The sequence below is a fragment of the Cohnella herbarum genome, from assembly GCF_012849095.1.
In the GTDB taxonomy this organism is placed as follows: domain Bacteria; phylum Bacillota; class Bacilli; order Paenibacillales; family Paenibacillaceae; genus Cohnella; species Cohnella herbarum.
On record NZ_CP051680.1, the window covers coordinates 2,709,929 to 2,727,167 of the forward strand.

Below are 17,239 nucleotides of genomic sequence, written 5' to 3' on the forward strand. Positions count from 1 at the left end.
AGTTCGAATGTTGAATCGTTCATTTCGGTTTCCGTCAATCCTCCCTCTTAATGTCGAGATAATGCTGGATGCCATCCAGAATCCGCTCCAAACCGAAATCGAAATCATCGCCGACCGTATTCTCGCTCTCGTTCTCGCCCGTGTAAGCCCCGGACATCACGATCGGGTGCAGGCTCGGGAAGCGTTCCGGTTGAACCAATTGCTTAAGAGCCGCGCTATAGTTCAAACCGGTGAATGCCTCGGCACTTCCTCCGGCTTGTATGGCCCGAACCATATCCCTCTTGATAATTCCGGTTGACCGGGCGTAACTGCTGATCAGGAGCAGGATAGACATTTTCTCGTAGTCGTTCAACGGAAAATCGCGCATCGTCCTAAGCATCCAATCGATGACTTGCAGATTGTTCGGCCCCAACGGAATACTCGTAATCGAGAGATCGCCAAACCAAGGATGGCTGCAGAATATATCGGTGCATGCTTTTAGATAAGCTCTCATTTGTTCGCGCCAATCGCTCCCGTCCGTCTCCGGCGGAATCGCAACTTCGCAAATGGCGTCTTGCATAAGAATCAGGAGATCGTCCTTGCTAGAAATATATCGGTAGAGAGACATCGTCGTAAACCCGAGCGAAGAAGCGACTCGATTCATCGAGACGGCCGCAAGCCCTTCTTGATCGGCGATCGCGATTGCCGCGTCCACGATTTTTTTGACGCTCAGCTCGCCTTTCGGCCCTCTCGAAGGTTGTTTTCCAAGTCCCCAACTCAGCTTTACGCCATTAGGCAAATCGTTTAACGCGTCGCGATCGGAGTGGTCGTTGTTCTGCATCAATCCAAATCCCCCAGAGTTCGTTTGTCTGCCCCGATATCGGGTTCGGCAAAAATTGTTTATATAATAAACAGTATATCATAAACTCACTGGGGGTGATTTCTTCCAACGGACGGCATCGTATTCTCAAACAATAAATTGAATCTTTCCCGATAAGTTTGTTATAATTCATAGTAAATACAGGTGAATAATATGATTTACTTCAAGAAACGAGGTGCCGGTTGTGATTAAGTTTAAGAAATACGATTATCAATGCGCTTCGGAAATTATTCTGGGATTGATTAGCGGCAAGTGGAAAGTATTGATCTTATCCCATCTATCCAACCAAACTTTTCGTTACAACGAGCTGCAGAAATTAATGCCCGGGGCAACTCAGAAAATGTTAACGATGCAATTGCGGGAATTAGAAAACGACGGGCTCGTTATCCGGAAAGTATATGCCGTAGCCCCGCCAAAAGTCGAATATTTCCTTTCTCCGCTAGGACTAAGCTTAGTTCCGATGCTGAATACGTTGTGCGAATTAGGGTCGGACTACCTCAAAAACAAACAAACTTAATGCCCCGATCCGATGCCTCCGAACGGAGCTTTAATACGTTTATCGGATCAAAAATTTCGTCCCGAACCCTTTCCCGGAATCTTTTGCAGCCTCAAGCTCATCCGGCTCTCCATCGTTCAGCAGTATTACGTTCTCAGGATAGATTTTACCGAGCAAAGCCCATTGGACGATAGAGTTCCCTTCGGCGGAGATGTAATGAATGCCGGAATCGCTCGTGACCAGTCCCGGCAAACCGAGGATGTCCTGCACGCGATGCCCTATCATATCCGCATTCTCCTTCACGGTCGTGCTCTCCTCCGACTTCGAATCGGAATGGGGCCGATACATGAAACGATGCCCTCTCAACGCTTGACCGAGATCCACGCCATAGTCAACGGACTCGATCCGAAGCCGATACTGCAGCTCAATCCGGTCCGTTTCGCCAACAATCTCGATAAGTCGAGCTTCATCGATATCCTCAAGCTTCAGATTCGCGATCGCTAACCGAAACGGTAAGCCCGATCCCGCATGGCTGCGAGGCTCGGAGTAATAATCCGGGGAGGCATAATCGATTACTACCGCTGTCGGTTCAACGGAAGATTCGTTTCCTGTCGTCCAGACCGGATACCACCGAAGTAAATAGGATGGGCCGCACTCCAATGCGCCGCCCAAGCTAGCCGGGAGTATCGTACCGTGCTTGTATTGAAATCCGTAACCGACCTTGGACAATCCCGAGCTCAACGCGGTTTGGGCAAAACGAACAAGCCCTTTGTGGGACATCTTCCGCACGAGCAACTCCGAGAGGAATTCCGTTCGGGCTTGCTCCAGAAATCTAAAACCTTTCCCGTCTCCCCGACCCTTGAGCTCAATCGGGACTTCTTCCCAATTATCGAAGGGAATTAGAGCATCTCTTAGAAGCACGATCTGATGCAAATATTCATTGAATAGCTGCATGACCGAAGGTCCTCCCCCGGCCCCCGTCAGCAACTCGGTTACTTTCGGAGTCCATAGATGATGATCGCATCGGCTTCTGAACCGAAGTTCGCCAAGAGTCGATTTCCCGTATTGTTTAAGCGCATGCTCTTGTGCTAAGAACTCCCGCGCCCAACCCGCCAACGAAGCTCCGACGCGCTCCGCTTGCCCGGAAAGCTCCGATCCGGCTTTATCTCCAAGCTCAAGCGAACGAAGCGGCAGCACGGCTTCCCTTCCGGAAATCGCGAGACTCGCTTCGATATTCAAGAGCAATGCCTCCGAATCCGCCGAATCGCCAAGTTGAATTAAGATCGCCTCAAGAAGAGTTCCTAATTCCCTAACGATCCCTTTCGCCCGATACACGCCGTCGGGGAGATCCCAATCCCAACCTTCGCTCCCATGCGATCGACTTATAGAATTTATAGCTTCTCCTCCGACAACCCCATCGGCGACTCCATTGACATCGATATCGACATCGATCCTCGTTCCCCATACGATCGATCGCTTCCCTACGTTCAATCGAAACTCCGCCATTTCCAGCCTCATCCTTTCTTTTCGATAACATTACCAACTCCTTTCGTCTTTGAACAGTACGCACTTTATTGTATTAACGTATCCCTTTCGTAAGTAAGGAACTTATTTGATACTGCTCTTCAACGGATTGCAAACGAAAAAAAAGCCCTAACGCGTATCCCGAGGGAAACGGCAAGGGCTTATTAGATGACGTATTATTTAGTCGCCGGAATGACGATCGTTTGTCCGACATAGATCAGATTCGGGTTTTTCAATTTGTTGATCTTGGCCAGAAGCTTCCAATCCACTCCGTACTCGGCTCCGATCTCGGACAACGTATCGCCTTTCTTGACGATATAAGCGATATCTTCCGAAACGATCGGACCCGGATCGACGATGATCTCCGGCTCTTGCTCCGGCTCTTGCTCCGGCTCCGTTTCGGTTTCCGGCTCGGGAGCGGTTACGACAGGCGCGCTAAACTCGGCGAAATTTAATTTATATTCGGAGTACCCATCCGCCGATTCTTCGACGAAAGTCATCGTTTTCAGATCGGAGGCGAACGTCTTGGCAGCCGGCGATGTTTTGAAGGTGACCAGTACGTCGGCTTTTATCGGGAGTAACGACCAGTTGCCGTCCGCGCTAGGGTTAATCGTCTTGGACGTTTGAATGTAATCGATAATCGCTTGCCGATTCTCGTCGGGCGAAGCCAGAACGATTCGTTTGCCGTCCGGATTCGCGAACTTGCTCGACGAAGCGCGGTAGTTGTTCGTCGCCACGATGAATTTTTTATCCGGATCTATCGGTTTGCCTTCATAGGACAGGTTCTTGATCCGGTTAGAGCCTGCATTAAGTACGTCTCCCTTGGCATCGTATTTAGCCGGTTGCGTGACATCGATCTGATACGTAACGCCATCGATAACGTCGAAATTGTAAGTCGGGAAATCGAAATTAATAAGCTCTTGTTTTCCCTTAACTGTAGTATCGACTTTATTGAATTGCCCCGCGGACCATTCCAGCCACTCTTGAATTTCGGCTCCCGTCACGAGAACGGCATTCACCGTATTGGAGTATAAGTAGAGATCGGATACGTTCTTGATCGCGATATCTCCCTTAGGAATGTCCGTAAAATAAGCCGGACCCTGGCGTCCGCCCGCTTTGAACGGTGCGCCTGCGGATAATACGGGAATTCCCTCGTATTCCGTTCCTTGCAGATGTTTCTCGACGTACCACTTCTGAGCGTTCGTCACGATCTGAATGGAAGGATCGTCCTGTACGAGCGCGAAGAAGCTGTTGATCGGAGCGGTTGTTTGCCCGACCGAACCGCGAACGTAATCCAGAGTATGCTGGTGATCCTCGTAGACTGCGTCCAATACGCTTGTATCGGCATCGACCAGCGACTTCTTATTAGCCGTATCGTAGATCGGTTTGACGGAGACCGCGGAATCCGCAACGGACCATTTTCCGTCGGTTTGCTTTAACGTTAGATCGATAATGCCAAGGTTGTTCCCCCAGAAGCCGGGTTCGACCGACGGCACGCCGTTGATCGTTCCTTTGGCCACGTTCACGATGTCGGAGTCCTTAAACGACGCGCTTGGGAAAATCTTATGGGCATGACCGAACAAGATCGCGTCGATTCCCTTCACTTTGCTCAAATACAACACGGAGTTTTCCATATTTTCAACCTGCGGAATATCTTCGAATCCCGAGTGAGGAACGGCGATGATCAGATCCGCGCCCGCGCTCTTCATCTCCGGCACGAATTTCTCCGCGGTTTTCACGATGTCCTTCGTTATGACTTTTCCTTCCAGATTAGCTTTGTCCCACTGATTAATTTGCGGAGGCACGAATCCGATTACGCCTACTTTAAGCTTATGCTTGGCGCCCGACTCGTCGACGACCTCCTTGTCCAAGATGAGGTACGGTTTGAACATATTCACGTCGTTGGATTCGTCTTTATCGCCGTCGAATTTATATACGTTCGCGTTAATATACGGAAACTTCGCGCCGCTCACGGAATTGGCCAGGAAATCCAACCCGAAATTGAATTCGTGATTGCCGTAATTCCCTACGTCGTAACCGACTAGATTCATCGCTTTGAATACCGGATGAGTCTCGCCTTTCTTCAAGGGAGCAATCTTAGCCACGTAGTCGCCGAGAGGATTGCCTTGGATCAGGTCGCCGTTGTCGATCAACACGCTGTTCTTCGCCTCGTCCCGCGCCTTCTTGATCAGTGTCGCGGTTTTCGCGAAGCCGTATTCATCCGTAGGCTTGTCCGAGAAATAATCGTAGTTCACCATATTCGTGTGCAGGTCCGTCGTTTCCATAATACGCAGTTTTACGGTCGGCGAATCCGTTTCGGCAGCTACAGCCGCCAATGGGGAAGCGATGACGCAGAAGGCAACTACGGAAGAAAGTAATATTGCGCGATTTGGCCTCATTTTGAACATAGAGTGTCGTAACAATTGGCGCCCTCCTCAATATTCGGTCGATTCGTGTTACTAAATCTTACATTATCTTACGATACAGGAAAAAGAATCATTCGTATATCGTCTTATTTTCATAGGTACAAAGGAGTCTATGACGTCAAAATACTCGTTCAAAATACATATGACGACAATTTAGCGCGGTTTTGAGTAGGGGCACATTTGCAGGGCAATCGCTTATGAAATTGAAACAATCCCGCCACTGGTTCTCTCCGCGAGCGGGTTTCCAAAGAAATAAGGGTGCTGAGCTTCCGCTATTTCGCTCAGTGAGCAGATTCAAACTTACCTAATACCGGCATATTTTTCCGTTATTCGAGTGCGAAGTTTGTTTTCGAGGGAGATACCGGAACTGAGTTCCTTTATTGCTCCCACCCACTCTCGTTACCACCAATAAACCGGGGAATAGCGGAAATCCCTGCCGCTAAACGATCGCGGAAGTAGGTCGTCGCAAGGAATAACGGAACACGATTCCGTAATTCTCAGAAGAGCAAGCCAGTAAAGCCCATCCTTCTTATCGACGGTGCCATCCAGGAGCATCCAGCAGCATGTTATCGTGAATCGTCAAGCATAACTCCGGTGCCGTCATCCTTAGGCGGTACACGTTTGTTTTGTGCTTCTCCAACTTACATTGATGGATATCACATCCGATAGTCGAACGTAAAAACACGCACCCGGATCAGGCACGTGTTTACATTCGAGATCCCATTCTTCGCAACCCTAACCCTCGGAAGCTTGCTGCAGCCTCTCGATATCGATCTTATCCATCTGCAACATCGCTTGCATGACCCTTTGAGCTTTCGCGGCGTCCTTGTCGGACAACAAGGTTCCTAAAGCGGTAGGAATGATCTGCCAAGATACGTCGAATTTATCTTGCAGCCAGCCGCATCTTTGTTTTTCCCCGCCTTCGGACAGCTTCTCCCACAACTCGTCTACTTCCTGCTGCGTCTCGCAACTGACGAACAGCGAGATGGCCGGGGAAAAATTGAACTGAGGCCCCCCGTTGAGCGCCATGAAGCGTTGGCCTTCCAATTGGAATGTTCCGGAGATCACCTGGGCTCCGTTTCGATTAACGTCTTCGATCTTCGAATTGTTAAAGATGGAAGTGTAGAAATTCATCGCCTCTTCCGCTTGTCCGTCAAACCATAAGAACGGAGATATCTTCTGCATGTCGGTTTGCTCCCTTTTCATCAAATTGGCGCTACCGGTGTCTAAACATAGAAGAACCGAGCTTAAAGATCGGTTTTATTCATTATAATACTGTCAACCTCCGCGATTTCTTTTGGATTGCTTTCCCCTCTTGTATATACCTAATGGGTATATTATGATATTGCTATCCCCATGGAAATAGAATCGAGATGATGTCAATGGAGTTTGTCATTTTGGGTCTTCTTATGATCCGGTCCCTATCGCAATACGATATTAAGAAAATTTTGCAAAGGAAAGTTTCTCCGTTCTACAGCGCAAGTCTCGGGAGCATCCAAGCGGCGCTCAAGAAACTCGAAGAAGGCTTCCAGGTCGAGTGGTCGGAAGCCGCTCAACAGGGGCGCAGAAAAAAACTGTATACCGTCAACGATTCCGGAAAACGTCATTTTATGAATTGGATGCTTTCTCCGATCGCTCCTAGCCGATTGGAACAGGAAATGACGACGAGGCTGTTTTTCCTAGGGTTGATGACCCCTGAAGAACGATTGGTTATCGTTAACGCCATCGTTGCCGAGCTTGAATCCTCTCTCGAAGAGTTCGATGCGGCCTCCCTCGAAGCCGCGAAAATAACCGTTCCGGATCATCTCCGGCAAATTGCGGCATATCAGATTAAGACATTGGAATTTGGAATCCATCTGCACCGATGCATGCTGGATTGGTTCTCTCAATTCAAAATAGAGCTGGAGGGATCTTCGGATGGGGGAGAGGAAAATCGTATTCCGTAACGAAGAAATTCGCTACCGCGTTCGTAACGAAGATGGGATAGAAACGATTCTGATGCTTCACGCGGCGTTCGCCGACAGTTCTCTGTTCCAAGATCAGGTCGCTTATTTCGAAGGTGACTATCGAATCGTTCTAATCGATCTCCCCGGTCACGGAACGAATTCCGGTTTATCTAACCGAATCACGCTTAAGGATATGCCCGAAATATGCTGCTCTATTCTATCCGAGCATCGCATTCAAAGCTGCCATCTCCTAGGAATCTCTTTGGGATCGCTAGTCGCCCAAGCGTTCGCCGACCAATATCCGAACCAAGTCAAGTCGGTTACGATGGTCGGAGGTTACTCGGTACACAAAGCGAACAAAGCCATCCTACGCGCTCAAAAGAAGGAGGGCTTGAAGTGGATGCTACTCGTCCTATTTTCCATGAAGCGATTTAAGCGCTACTTACTCTCCGTCTCCTGTCACACCGAACGCGGAAAACGGTTATTCGAGCAAGGCATTCAAGCTTTTAGCCGGCGCTCGTTTTCTTCGATGAGCGGGATGAATTCGTTCCTCGTCCCCAAAAGCGCTCCTATGCCCTACCCGTTGTTCATCGTTGTCGGGGAACACGACCTCCTGCTGGCGCGACAAGCCGCGTTGGAGCTTCATCGGCTTGAATCCCGCTCCCGAATGGCCACCATCGCTGGAGCGGGACATTGCGCGAACGCCGATGCGCCCGAAGAGTTCAATACCCTCTATCGCGGATTTATATCGGCTCTGTGAGAAGCCGATGTAAATCCGCGATTGCTAATTCGAGCGAACGCCATTTACGCTCGCGATCGGTACACGTTCACGTATCGAGCCGCAGTAAATCGCGGCGGATCGGCGTGAACGTGTCCAGCAGCGCCGAAGGCTCGAGCGCTTTCGCTCCGTGACGCGCTTGACTCGGGATATAGATCGACTCCCCTTGCGTAATAGTCGTGTTGACCCCGTCGATCGTGAATACCATTGTGCCTTTCAAGCAATAGGACATTTGCTCGTGCGGGTGGTCGTGCTCGTATCCTTCCGCCCCGTTCTCGAAATGAACCTCCATCATCATTAGACCGCCCTCGGCTCGCAATATTTTACGTCGCACGCCCGGCTCCGCGTTTTCCCAGATCCCGATGTTGCTCATTCCGGTTCTTCCTCCTCACAACGTCTAATAAGCTTTGCTTACGGCCACCATCCGCGTCGATCCGTTCGCGTCCGTAAAATACAAATGAATGCCATGATCCTGATCGTCGATGAAATACGAGACGTATTGGTTCGCATCCTTCTTCATCGGCACAAGCAGCGTTACGATTCGGTGGCTGGTCGCGAGCCCCGTCTCGGCGGACAAGTGCCAGTGACTCGCCAGTCCCTCCACCTCGGAAGGCTCGACGTCCGTAAACCGATCGTGCTGGCTTAGCTCCAGATCGCCGGAAGAGCAGTAGACGAAACGTCCTTCCATCTCCGCCTTGGCGCCGACGACCCGAAACGACTGTCCCTTCAAACGCATTTTATCGAGCGCATGCATTAGCCAGGCGACGCGACCCGGTCGATCCAGGTCGACCGAATCGACGATGACCGCGTACGAATCGTCCAACCAATGAATTTCGCGCACGTACCGCTTAAGCTGCGGCGCGTTCTCACGGTAAGCCGGCGTCGCGTCCATTCGGACGTAAGCGAGTCCCGGACGGGACGACGCTTCTTCGACGCAGCCGGAAGCTTCCTTGCACTTTACCTTGTCCGTCCCGGCATATTGCCCTTGGCCGTCGATCAACAAGACGTTCTTGGAGATCGTCTGTCTCCTCCAATTGCGGTGCATCGTGCTTCCGAAAGCAATATAATACCCGCTGTCGATAGCGAGCGGTTCGCCGTAAGCATGCAGCAGGAATCCGTTCTGATCGCCGTGACTGTGGCTAAGCGAACCATAAGAACTGCTCTTGGCAAGCAGTTGAATATGCTCCGACGGATCGTCCATCCGGCGATGGATCGCGACCCAACCCACGTCGCGGAACCATTTTACGGGTTCAACTTCGCCCGGGACAGGCGCGACGGGTTCGACTTCGGGATAATCGTGCCGGTACAGCAAGTCGTCGAAACGGAAATCCCACCAACCATAATTGTAAAACTTCGAATCCGCGTCTTTATCCGACTGTCGGACTTGCTCATAGTACCATTGGTAAAGTCCGTTCCCCGTCAATCCGGCGAACTGGCGAATGTTGTACGCGGTCTTCAGGCTAGGAGGTTCCCCGAGCGACGATTGGTCACCGAAGCTCGCCCTGATCGTATCCGGACTGTTCGTATAGAGGGGAAAATCCCCCGTACTCGCGAAGAACGGACGTTCGAACAAGTCGATTCCGACGTAATGGCGGATCAAGTTAAACGCGTCGATCAAATAGGCCAAACCTGTCGTCCAATACATCGGACCTTCCGCCCATCCCCCGTCCGCTCCGCCCCATGGAGTATATAGGCAAGAAAAATACTCGAGCGTATAATCGAGCCACTCTCGGGCTTTGGGCTCCTCGTGCAACATCGCGATACAAGCCGGAGCGAGCACGGACGATAACGATCTCACCGCATGGCTATCGTAAGGAACCCGATGGATGCGTGAACGCTCGATAACGTGATGCGCGACTTGCTCGGTGCGTGCCAGCAAATTCGCTCGCACCGTCGACCTTTCTTCATCGGACAAGTATCCGTGCAGCCAATCGTAGCCCCACGCAACCGCTTGGACGATCCGGAAAGCGGCCTCGTCGTTGTAATCTCGAGATGTCGTACCTCGGACATCCCAACCGACCACGCGCAACAACCACATCTTCGCTTGCTCGATGATGTTCTCGTCTTCCAACAAAACCCCCGCGACGCTCAGATGGCGAATCGCGTAAAGCGTCTCCTGGCAATCCATGTACATTCGGCGCCATAGGGCGGCTACCCGTTTGTTGTCCGGATAACGCGCCGGTTCCGCAATCGGTTCCTTATCCAGCCATGGACGAACCGATTTCTCGAGAAAGACGTCCCAACCGAAAGCCGTATGTTCCTCGCTTATCCTCCGCCGGAAAGCTTCCACCCGTTCGGGCTGCAGCCAGAGTCTGGGATGGGAAGAGGATGCTTCGGCGTACCTCGATTGTCGGGAAGGCAGCGGAGTTTCCGCGACTCTCTCCGGCACGACGAACGATCTCGTCGCGCTCCAATCGGAACGAACGACCTTTCCTTGGCCTACTTCCTCTAATAGCGCATATCTCCAATAATAAGTTCCCGGTTCGTAAACGCGATCAGGCGTATGAAAGTTATAAGGCACGGGCTCGATCGTCTCCGTGAGATCCGCTTCGAAGCCGGCCGAAGACGACACTTGCAGCACGTACCGGTCCTCTTCCGGTTTCGCGGGCATCCAGGTAAACCTCGGCGGATTTTCGCGCAGCTCCGATCGATCGTTCGGTTCATAAGGCACAGTCAGCAGACCGCTGACGGGCTCGAATAGCTTGGACATTCCGAAACTCCCCTCTCGCTGTTCGTGTAGGCAAGCGACGCGGCTATCGCATGTACATTCCGCCGTTGACTTCGATCGTCTCTCCCGTAATATAAGCGGACAATTCCGATACGAGAAACAACGCGACGCCCGCCACGTCTTCCGGCGTTCCTTCCCTGCGCAGAGGAATGCCTTGAATCGTCGCTTCCCTCGCGCCCGCGGATGTAAACGTCGAATGGAAAGCCGTTCCTCCGATAAAACCCGGCGAAATCGCGTTCGCGTTAATGCCGCTGCCGGCAAGCTCCTTGGCCAAACCTTTCGTATAGGCAATGACCGCGGCTTTGCTGGCCGCATAGATCGAAGCGCCCGGTCCTCCCCCGTTATGCGCGGCAACCGAGGTCAGGTTCACGATCCGTCCGTTGCCGGACGCCTTCATCCCGGGAATAATCGCCTTGGCGACGAACACGGCGCTCTTCAAGTTCACGTCCATGATTCGCTCGTAAAGGTCCTCCGTCATCTCTTCGTTGGACAACCGTTGAACGAGATGCCCGGCATTGTTAACGAGAATTTCAATCGGTTCGCCGAAAGCTTCCTTTGCCTCCCTTGCCAGCTTCTCCGCTCCCTCCGCAAGAGAGACATCCGCTTGTATCGCGACCGCCTGTCCTCCTAGGCTTCTAATCGAAGCAACCGCTTCTTCGGCCGCATCCCCGCTACTCAAATAATTAACAGCTACCTTTGCCCCCGCTGCCGCCAACGCCGTCGCGATCGCTTTGCCGATTCCTCCGCTGGCTCCGGTTACGATAGCCGATCTTCCCGTCAAATCGATGATCATCTCGGATTCCTCACTCTCTCTCGTTGCGTTAATTCTAACTGTTCGTCCCGTCCCTGTTCGTCTTCAGTTGCAATCGGACCGCGTTAGGCATTCTCAGCATGACCCGCGTTCCTTCGCCGTTCGGACTTTCGACGGATAATCCGTATTCGTCGCCGTATACCATCTGAATGCGCCGATGCACGTTCACGAGCCCGATTCCCCGGCGCTTTCCTTCCCGTTCCTCCGCGTCGGCCAACCGGTTCCTATCCAGCCTCTTACGCAATGCCGCCAGCTTCCCATGAGTCATTCCCACTCCGTTGTCTTCGACGATAACGAGCAATTGCTCGCCCTCGACGCGGGTGTCGATCCGAATGAAATGCCAAGATTCGAAACCTTCCGAGAACGCATGTTGGAAAATATTTTCCACGATCGGCTGCAACGTCAGCCTAACCATTCTCGACAGAAGAAGCGCTGGCGGCGTGGCGACGTCGATCTCGAAATCGCGCCCGATGCGGTGTTTCTGGATAATCATATAATTGCGTACGTGATTCAACTCGTTGACCAACGTGACTTCTTCCAGATTCGTCTGAATCGAATAGCGGAACATAAAAGCCATCGCCTCGACCATTTCGGATATTTCGTCCGAATCTTGAACGATGGCATAACAATTGATCGTCTCCAACGTGTTGTACAGAAAATGAGGATTAATCTGCAACTGCAACGCTTGAAACTCCGCCTTATGCCGCTCCAATTCGATTTCTTGAAGCTGCAGCTTCGTCTTCTGGCTGCTCAGCTCCGTATCGTATACCCGCTCGATCATGTCGGATAATCTGCTTACCATTAGATTGTAGCTATGGATAAGCCCCCCGATCTCGTCGTCCCGGGGCTTCATCTCGATGCTTTTCCAATTGCCCTTCTCCGTCTCGCGCATCCCGTTCTTCAACGTCCGAATCGGACGCACGATCGAATTGCCGAACCGGAAAGCTAAGAACAGGGCGATCGCCAGCGTCGCGAGACCGACCGTTACGGTCGTGGACCGTATGCCGGATACCGGAGCCCGAAGCTCGTCCAGAGGCATCGAGATCGCCATCGTCCAACCGGAATAATCGGACTTGCGCGAGACGATCAACGTGCTTTTCCCGTTTATCGTTTCGAAAAATCGGCTGTTCCCGCTTCCCGCGATTTTTCGTCCGATGCCCGTCGCCGCGATCTCGCTTCTCGTCGCTCCATCGGGAGCATAAACGACTTCCCCCTCTGGATCGAGGATGAAGAAAAACCCGTTCTCTCCAAGATCGACTTGATTCCACATATTCGACAGCTGGCTCTCGTTCAACTCGATCGCGAGAATGCCTTTCACCGCATAAGAAGAATAGCCTCTGATCTTGCGCGCGATCGTCACGACCCGTTCGTCTTTCGTCAGTCCGGTGCCCAGAATCGCAATCGCGCCGTTTTCGGGCGTTTTATCTTTTAATTCGTTATATCTGGCCGTCGGATCGACCGATAGCGAAGAGAAGCTTTGGTTCTGGTCGAAGATCGACCGCCCATGCTCGCCCAAAATGTACATCATATGAATTTGCGTCGGGTACGTAATGAAAATTTTCTGAAACACGTCTTGCCGGATCACGTTCGTGAAGCGATAGAATTCATAACTATCCTTCGGATCCATATCGAGAAACTTCTTGACCGCCAGCTGCGAGAGAATCGAATTGCTCACCCTCTCGAACGTCTCGAGCTGGAAATCCGTCTGCGCGCCCGCATTATCGATCACGGTGGAAATGTACTTCTCGACTTGCTTGTCGATCGCGGCGGAAGATTCCAAATACGTGAAGACGGCGACCGTCGACAGCGAGAACAAGATCACGATGAAGAAATACAGAAACAGCTTCCGGGATAGGCTCCTCTTCATCCTTTGATCCCTAACGAATCCCGGTATTCGGACGGCGTAAGGCCGCTATATTTTTTGAATGTTTTCGTAAAATGAGGATGATCGGCGAATCCGACTTCGGCGGAGACGTCGGTGATTTTATGATACGGCATCGACAATAACCGCTTTGCCCTCTCCATCCGCCGTTTCGTCCGATATTGCACGAACGTTTCGTTCGTCATTTGTTTGAATAACTGACTGAAATAGGACGGGTTTAGGCCGAGCCTATCGGCCACTTCCTCCAGCGACAGCTCCGTGTTCAAGTGCTGCTCGATGTAGTTTTTCGCTTCCTCGACCGGTTCCTTCAAGTTTCCTTTGCGTTTCGCTCGCAATAGCCCCAACGTTCCGATCATCGACCGATGTAACCATTCAAGCGCTGGCAAATCCCCCTCCGCAAGCCTTTGCGGACGTTCGAACGGATACACGTCCAGCGCATTCAAGCGATCGAGCAGCTTGTCGGAAATCTCTTGTGCGAGCTCTCCCAACTGGCGGGCGTCGATCTTAACGGAAGCGCAGTATAATCCGATCTGCTCCATGACCTGTTCGATGGTTTCAGGACGCAAATGCCATATGCCTTCCCTTAGTCGATCCAGCCACGCTTCGGTCATGGACAACGGAATATAAGCCTGCGGCTGACGGGCTTCCAAACCCGAGATGAGCTTGGCGACCGTCCGGCTTACCGCCGCTTTCGTAACGGGCTTAAGCATATACTCCTTAACGCCGAATGACAGGCATTGTCTGGCGTATTCGAAATCTCCATATCCCGATATGACGACAACCGGCAAGTCGGGGTACCGTTCGTTCACTTGCCGGCATAGTTCCAAGCCGTCCATCTTAGGCATCTTGATGTCCGTGAACAAGAGATGCGGCCGGCGCAACGCGATCTTCTCGAGCGCCTCGGCCCCGTTCTCCGCCGTATCGGCTTCGCAGACGGCCAGATCGGATTCCCTAATCAGCTTCTGCAATCCCTTGCGGATCATCGGCTCGTCGTCAACAACCAGGATGCGGTACATGGATGATTCCTCCTTGCCTGCCTCGTTGGGCAATTCCGAATTGGGAGCAAACAAGATGCTCTCCCGACGGAATCGATATCCCGGCGGGAAGAGCATCCGAAACTCATATTGCCATTCTAGTACAAGCCGGAGATTCTAGCGATCATTATTCGAAAGCGTTATCTTTATCGTTATAACGTGCAGTTGCTTCCTCGATCACTTCGTTGCCGCCTTTGGATAAATACTCCTCGAGCACTTTCTCGTAATTGTCGATCGGCTCTTTGCCGTACACCATCTTAAGCACATGCTCGAGTACGAGCGGCGGAAGCTGATCGGACAACGGATTCAAATCCGGGTATTTCACGAGCGCCTCTAACCTCGGCTCGAACTCGATTCCTCTGCGCCCTTCCTTGGACAGCATATTGTCGAAAGCATCGACCATCATCTTGCCCGGCTCGGATAGATCGGCGATCCGTTTGTTGTAGGTCGTGTCTTGAACCATCCATAACCAATAGTTCAAATAACGCTGCTTGTTGGTGCCTTCCTCGTCCGTCGGAGCGACGTATTGCACGTTGCTTCCGTCGGTTTGGTAGTCTTCTCCTTCGATCCCGTAGCTGAAAAACAGCTCCGCTTGTTCGCCGACCATCCAATCGAAGAATTTCACGATTTCGGCAGCCTTGTCTTTCGCCTTCACGTTAATAAAATACGATCTCGTGACCGGATTATAGTGACCGTAACCGCCTTTGCCGTCGTCTCCGACCGGAGACGGGATGAGCGCAACCTTCGCGCCGGGAACGTTCGCCATGAGCTGAGCGCCCCAGATCGGGAGTTCGTTGGCGTTCATCGACCACATTCCCGCTTTGCCGCTCGTGACGATGCTCTTGAAATCGGCGCTTTCGACCGTAGCGAATTCCTTGCTGATCAGCCCTTCGTCGTACATCGCTTTGTAAGCCAGAAGCGCTTTTTTCATCGCCTCGGCGTCGAAGAAACTCGGTTTGACTTTACCGTCCGGGAACTGCTTGAACGAGTTCAAATACCCGAGGACGTCATACGAACCGAAGAACGTGTCCGCGTACTTGAAGTTTTTGCGGCCGGCGTACGGTTGCTCGACGCCAAGCTCCTTGAACGCCCGCAGTACGTCGATCGTTTCTTCCACCGTCTTCGGAACCGGCTTGCCCGTCTTTTCCAGCAGATCCGTCCGGATCCAAGTCGCCCTTCGCGACGGGTTGCTTAGGATTTCGGGAATGCCGTAAATATTGCCGGTCTTGGAATCCGTCATTCTCGCCCAAGCTTCCTGGGGAATAAACTTCAGCAAATTTTGCCCGTGCTCCTTAAGCAGATCGTTCAAAGGCAAGAAGACGCCATTCGGTACCGCCCCCGCCAACTCGTTGCCGCTAATTCCGCCGCTGCCTTGCACGACGTCCGGAATGTCGTTCGTCGCGAACATTTGAACCATTTTATCCTGATACTCGTTATGCGGGATCAAACGAATATCCAAATCGGTGTTCGTCATTTTCTCCAGTTCGAGCACGTACTTGTCCTTGTTGATGTCCGGATGCTGCTCCACGTAAGACACGTTTAACGTCCGCATCGAAATCGAGAATCCGGTCGGATCGGCTTTCGCCGGCTCGGAAGGCTTCTCGCTGGATGCGGCGGAACTTGCGGGAGCGCTCGCACTTCCCGAAGGTTCATTGTTGCTTGAGCAGGCCGCCAACGTAGAGACGAACATCGTCGCGATCAGCGCGGATACGAACAGTTTTTTCATAGATCCCCCTCAACTCCTCAGTCGCCATAGATTAGGTAGAGCGCTTTCATAACACAACCTCAGTATAGGAAGGTCGAGGCGTCGCCTACAATGGAGTCGCTTTGGCTTCGTTTGTCATTTTTTTATATAAAATAATAATTATTCCAAATCAAGATTTGATCGAGCCGATGAGCATTCCTTTAATAAAATACCGCTGCATAAACGGATACAAGAGGATGATCGGAACGGTCGCGACCAATATAACCGCCATCTGCACGCCTTGCACCGATTGGGAAGCCACATCGAACGGCAAGTTGCCGGTGTCGACAAGATCGTCGTTGATCAATAGTTCTCTCAACTTGACCTGCAGAGGATATAGGCTGCGATCATTCAAATAATACAACGCATCCATATATTTGTTCCAGTTCGTTACCGAATAAAATATTCCGACCGTCGCCAGTGCAGGCTTGGACAATGGCAGCATCAATCGCCATAGAATCCGCAGCTCCCCGCAACCGTCGATTCTGGCGCTGTCGATCAGCTCCGTCGGAATTTGCATGAAGAAGGAACGCAGAACGATCATGTTAAACGCGCTGATGGCCGTCGGAATCATTAACGCCCACAACGTATTGATCAGATTAATTTCCCTCATCAGAATAAATTGGGGAATCAGCGGCGCGGTAAAAATCATCGTCATCAGCACGAACAGCATAATAAATTTTCGGCCGACGTATTCCCCTCTCGACAGCGGATAGGCGAGCGACGAAGTAGCGATGAGGTTAATAGCGGTACCGACAACCGTAATGTATACGGTAACTCCGAATGCGCGCCAGATGGATGCGTCGTCGAACACGTACCGGTAATAATTCAGCGTAAAATCGACGGGCCAGAACATGACGTCGCCCCGGTCGATCGCCGCGGATCCGCTAAACGATTGCGCGATGACGTTCAAGAACGGCAGCAGCATCGTAAGGGACAATCCCGTCAGAAATATATAGTTGCAAATCAAGAACAGCTTCCTGCTCCAATGCTCGCGTCCGATCACGGCCG

14 protein-coding genes are annotated in these 17,239 nt (G+C 51.8%); 3 read left to right on the forward strand and 11 right to left on the reverse strand.

Annotated elements, in window-relative coordinates:
- Positions 1–34: 34 nt before the first annotated feature.
- Positions 35–820 carry a TetR/AcrR family transcriptional regulator gene (locus tag HH215_RS12130; RefSeq protein ID WP_169284354.1) on the reverse strand — a complete coding sequence of 262 codons (786 nt, stop codon included), beginning with the start codon at positions 818–820 and terminating at the stop codon, positions 35–37.
- Between the two features lie 223 nt (positions 821–1,043).
- Here HH215_RS12130 and HH215_RS12135 point away from each other — a divergent pair, with 223 nt between their 5' ends.
- Positions 1,044–1,376, forward strand: a complete 333-nt coding sequence (locus HH215_RS12135; protein WP_169280145.1) for a winged helix-turn-helix transcriptional regulator — start codon at positions 1,044–1,046, stop codon at positions 1,374–1,376.
- A 39-nt stretch (positions 1,377–1,415) separates the two neighbouring features.
- On the opposite strand, the gene HH215_RS12140 is transcribed toward HH215_RS12135, so the two are convergent.
- The 3 genes from HH215_RS12140 to HH215_RS12150 all read right to left on the reverse strand — a co-directional run bounded on the left by HH215_RS12140 (position 1,416) and on the right by HH215_RS12150 (position 6,490).
- Positions 1,416–2,861, reverse strand: a complete 1,446-nt coding sequence (locus HH215_RS12140; protein ID WP_169280146.1) for a hypothetical protein — start codon at positions 2,859–2,861, stop codon at positions 1,416–1,418.
- Positions 2,862–3,055: 194 nt separating this feature from the next.
- Positions 3,056–5,278: a bifunctional 2',3'-cyclic-nucleotide 2'-phosphodiesterase/3'-nucleotidase gene (locus HH215_RS12145; RefSeq protein WP_510549639.1), complete on the reverse strand. Its 2,223-nt coding sequence runs from the start codon at positions 5,276–5,278 to the stop codon at positions 3,056–3,058.
- A gap of 762 nt (positions 5,279–6,040) precedes the next feature.
- Positions 6,041–6,490 carry a VOC family protein gene (locus HH215_RS12150; RefSeq protein WP_169280147.1) on the reverse strand — a complete coding sequence of 150 codons (450 nt, stop codon included), beginning with the start codon at positions 6,488–6,490 and terminating at the stop codon, positions 6,041–6,043.
- A 197-nt stretch (positions 6,491–6,687) separates the two neighbouring features.
- Between HH215_RS12150 and HH215_RS12155 the strand changes: the two genes are divergently transcribed.
- Together HH215_RS12155 and HH215_RS12160 are read left to right on the forward strand one after the other, a co-directional pair.
- Positions 6,688–7,251, forward strand: coding sequence for a PadR family transcriptional regulator (locus tag HH215_RS12155; RefSeq protein ID WP_169280148.1), 564 nt, complete (start codon positions 6,688–6,690; stop codon positions 7,249–7,251).
- Complete coding sequence (locus HH215_RS12160; protein WP_169280149.1) at positions 7,223–8,011, forward strand: alpha/beta fold hydrolase; 789 nt, start codon at positions 7,223–7,225, stop codon at positions 8,009–8,011. Before HH215_RS12155 ends, HH215_RS12160 begins: the two co-directional genes overlap by 29 nt.
- 67 nt (positions 8,012–8,078) lie before the next feature.
- Here HH215_RS12160 and HH215_RS12165 read toward each other — a convergent pair whose 3' ends face one another.
- From HH215_RS12165 to HH215_RS12195, 7 genes are all read right to left on the reverse strand, one after another.
- Positions 8,079–8,402 (reverse strand): cupin domain-containing protein, encoded by a 324-nt coding sequence (locus HH215_RS12165; protein WP_169280150.1) that lies wholly within the window; start codon positions 8,400–8,402, stop codon positions 8,079–8,081.
- Between the two features lie 24 nt (positions 8,403–8,426).
- On the reverse strand, positions 8,427–10,739 hold the full coding sequence (locus tag HH215_RS12170) for a DUF4962 domain-containing protein (RefSeq protein ID WP_169280151.1): 2,313 nt from the start codon (positions 10,737–10,739) through the stop codon (positions 8,427–8,429).
- A 43-nt stretch (positions 10,740–10,782) separates the two neighbouring features.
- Positions 10,783–11,550 carry an SDR family NAD(P)-dependent oxidoreductase gene (locus tag HH215_RS12175; RefSeq protein WP_169280152.1) on the reverse strand — a complete coding sequence of 256 codons (768 nt, stop codon included), beginning with the start codon at positions 11,548–11,550 and terminating at the stop codon, positions 10,783–10,785.
- 34 nt (positions 11,551–11,584) lie between these two features.
- Complete coding sequence (locus HH215_RS12180; protein ID WP_169280153.1) at positions 11,585–13,435, reverse strand: cache domain-containing sensor histidine kinase; 1,851 nt, start codon at positions 13,433–13,435, stop codon at positions 11,585–11,587.
- Positions 13,432–14,466 (reverse strand): response regulator, encoded by a 1,035-nt coding sequence (locus tag HH215_RS12185; RefSeq protein WP_169280154.1) that lies wholly within the window; start codon positions 14,464–14,466, stop codon positions 13,432–13,434. Before HH215_RS12185 ends, HH215_RS12180 begins: the two co-directional genes overlap by 4 nt.
- Positions 14,467–14,611: 145 nt before the next feature.
- Positions 14,612–16,210 (reverse strand): extracellular solute-binding protein, encoded by a 1,599-nt coding sequence (locus HH215_RS12190; RefSeq protein ID WP_169280155.1) that lies wholly within the window; start codon positions 16,208–16,210, stop codon positions 14,612–14,614.
- A 148-nt stretch (positions 16,211–16,358) separates the two neighbouring features.
- Positions 16,359–17,231 carry a carbohydrate ABC transporter permease gene (locus HH215_RS12195; RefSeq protein WP_375140521.1) on the reverse strand — a complete coding sequence of 291 codons (873 nt, stop codon included), beginning with the start codon at positions 17,229–17,231 and terminating at the stop codon, positions 16,359–16,361.
- Positions 17,232–17,239 lie beyond the last annotated feature (8 nt).